The following is a 2,738-nucleotide window of genomic DNA, read 5'->3' as shown; positions in this document are numbered from 1 at the left end:
TCGGGCAACTGATGCTCGGTGTCCCAGGTGTAGATGCCTGTCAGGTTGATATGTTCCCAACTCAGCGGCGAGATATGCTTCAACAGCGTATCTGGAATGTTTCGCCCCCCTCGTTTCAACTGTGTGGCCCGCGCGGTCGAGATAGACCGTGTTCCAGTGTACGATCGCGCTGACGACGAGGCGCGCTTGAGCTTGTGTGCTGCTTCGCCCTTGTTGAGGCCGGCTTGGCAGCGTGCCGGGCTTGAGTACCATTCAATCATGAATATGGATCGCTCGATCCTGCCCAGTTCCCGCAGCGCCCTTGCGAGTTGGCTTTCCTTCGGAGATGCCGATAGCTTTTTCAGGATCGTCGAGGGCACAACTGCGCGAGTGGCGATCGACGCCGCTAGATGAAGCAGATCATCCCAATGGTCGAGGATCAGGGTGGTGTTGATCGATGTGGTTCGACAGCGCCGGATAGGCATCGCTTTTCTCGAATGTGTGGAACTTCCGATCCTTGAGGTTGCGCAGTCGCGGCGCGAAGCGCTTACCGATCAGGGCGAACAGCCCGAAGACGTGATCGCTCGCACCGCCAGTGTCGGTAAAGGGTTCTGTCGCAAATCGTGCTTTTGGTTACAACGGGACGCTTTCGCGCCGATGATCATGCTGCAAGGATTTCGAACCGCTCGGCGATCGAGGGACGTGGATTATGGCGAACCTCGCCTGCCGTTACGCATCATGTGAACCATCTCGATGCCGGAAAGGACGGCATCGGCACTCGCCATCGACTTGAAGCCGAGCATCGACCGATTGCGGCGCTTGGTGCGCCGATGGTCCTGCTCGATCCGATTGTTGAGGTACTTGCTCTTGCGGATGCGGATCGGCTTCAGCGCTCGTCGCGGTCGATTCCGCAGACGGTGTTCGGCGTCGCAGGAAATGATCGCCTCATGATTGGTCGGGCTGCCGTCGACGACGGTGCGATCCGGTGCCGTGGCGCTCCAGGGCCTTCCGGAAGAAGCGCTTGGCTGCCGGCAGTCGCGGTGTTCGCTGAAGAAGAACTCGACCGTGTCGCCGACGCCGTCGACGGCACGATAGAGATACATCCATTGGCCGCGTATCTTGATGTATGTCTCGTCCATGTGCCACTTGCCGGTGACGGCGAAGCCCGGGATCGAACACCTAGGCTGCCAATCTCTCGCGATTTCTGGTTTCCACAGGCTAATGACAAACAGTGTCACCAGCGGCGGATCGTGCAGTTCCCGGCGTCCCCGCCTCTTTTTGAGGACCAGCTTTGAACACGGAGAAGTTTGGCAGGTTTGAACAGGGAGATTTTTCGAAATCGAAGGAGTCCGGACGTCGGATACACTGCGGCTATCCCTCTGCTTCAACTGGTTCGTGCCAGGCGATACAAAGCGGAACGGCGGAGAGGCCCTTCCCATCCGCCAGATGATCGCGGCGATTGTGGTCGAATATGGCCTCGACCGTGGGCGTATCTTTATCACCGGCCTCTCCGCCGCGAATATAGAAGGAATCCAATATCCCGCCGGTTGAATGGGTGCTCCGCACGGAAGGATCATTGATCATCACGTCGGCCACCGTGCGCGCGCCCTGATTCTCGATGGTCTGCGCCGTGTAGCTGCCTATGTTGAACGGCGTATCCATGATGTCGCCGAGCAGGCCCAGGCGTCCCCCTCGCGCAACTTGTCCCCCGGGATACGCTTCCGGCAGGGTGCCGATCGTTGCGGTCAGGGGCACACCGCCTAGCCCCTCCACCACGATGCGTTCGAGCACCGTCGCTTCCTGCGCAGCTGCGTCCTGACCGATCACGGCCAGCGCAGCGAACAGCCCAACAGATTTCCTCATGCAAATCCCCTCATCGGCATTGACCAAGATTATTTGCCTTGTCCTGAAGGGAGCTGGGTTTGGTCGGCTAGGAGGCGTTGCTAGATAACATGACATGTCAACAATCAACGTGCTGCTTCTTGTTCCCCACCTTCTAAACAGCGCCGGGAAGATTCGGCCGACAATGCCCGTAAGCCATTTGTTGCCTTTTCGAAAAAGTTCGGCATCCTCGCCACGGATTCGGCAGGCCCGGCTTGGTCGGACCATCCGGACGATTCTTTCAAGACCGTTGGTGGACTGAGGGAAGCTCTTGGCGGGCGATTTGGACACGAAGCGTTGGAAGAGCTATGTCCGTGTGGAACTGGGCGGGCGCGACAAAAGGATCAATATCCCTTCGACCCGAGCGGCGGCCGAGTGCTTCTCCGCAGCTGGCCGACGGAATGGGGTCCGCGCCACAAGCAGGCCCGCGAAGCCTGCATCGCGGTCCTGAAGGCGAGCAGCCGCCGGAATTTGCGCGGCAGGCTTTCGTCGAGGCCGCCCGCGAGGCCGGAATACTGGTCGTGGGAGTTTTTCCCGGCTGACGCGTCGAACGAAGCGTTCGGGAGGCAAACCGCCCGTCGATAGCGAGAGCCAAACGTCTCGGAACGCGCGCAAGGGTAGTGGCTGAGCTTGAAATATGCGAACTCGGCATAGGCGTTGCCGCATATCGGCCCGAGCTCCTATGGCTCGGAGAGCGGCATCGAAGGCCTCGACGCATATCTGCGGACGAATTCGTGGCCGGGATGTGGAGGCGCTCGCCGCGCCGGGCTGCCTTTCGCGGACGATCGCGACGACCAATGGTGCACGCCTTTCAGGCATAGTGCGATGCCGCCATTGGCCCCTTGAACGGTCAAGTCGGACACGCGTAACATCGCCAT

At 59.9% G+C, this 2,738-nt stretch carries 1 protein-coding gene and 3 pseudogenes; 1 reads left to right on the top strand and 3 read right to left on the bottom strand.

Annotation, left to right across the window (positions count from 1 at the left end):
- Together AC0L28_RS34555 and AC0L28_RS34550 are read right to left on the bottom strand one after the other, a co-directional pair.
- Positions 1-534, bottom strand: a pseudogene (locus tag AC0L28_RS34555) (Tn3 family transposase); the annotation flags it as partial.
- 152 nt (positions 535-686) lie between these two features.
- Positions 687-1,118 carry an IS6 family transposase gene (locus AC0L28_RS34550; protein ID WP_473482955.1) on the bottom strand — a complete coding sequence of 144 codons (432 nt, stop codon included), beginning with the start codon at positions 1,116-1,118 and terminating at the stop codon, positions 687-689.
- A gap of 235 nt (positions 1,119-1,353) precedes the next feature.
- On the opposite strand from AC0L28_RS34550, the pseudogene AC0L28_RS34545 reads away from it, so the two are divergent.
- A pseudogene (locus AC0L28_RS34545) lies at positions 1,354-1,494 on the top strand (extracellular catalytic domain type 1 short-chain-length polyhydroxyalkanoate depolymerase); the annotation flags it as partial.
- Between the two features lie 48 nt (positions 1,495-1,542).
- On the opposite strand, the pseudogene AC0L28_RS34540 reads toward AC0L28_RS34545, so the two are convergent.
- Positions 1,543-1,641 (bottom strand): annotated as a pseudogene (locus AC0L28_RS34540) (hypothetical protein); the annotation flags it as partial.
- Positions 1,642-2,738: the final 1,097 nt, after the last annotated feature.

It is taken from the genome of Mesorhizobium sp. WSM4847 (genome assembly GCF_055811335.1).
Note: the sequence above shows the minus strand (reverse complement) of the source record. Positions and strands in the feature narration are given on the sequence as shown.

Excerpts from the sequence above, each read along its gene's own strand:
- AC0L28_RS34550 (WP_473482955.1), bottom strand. The coding sequence starts at position 1,118 with ATGGACGAGACATACATCAAGATACGCGGCCAATGGATGTATCTCTAT.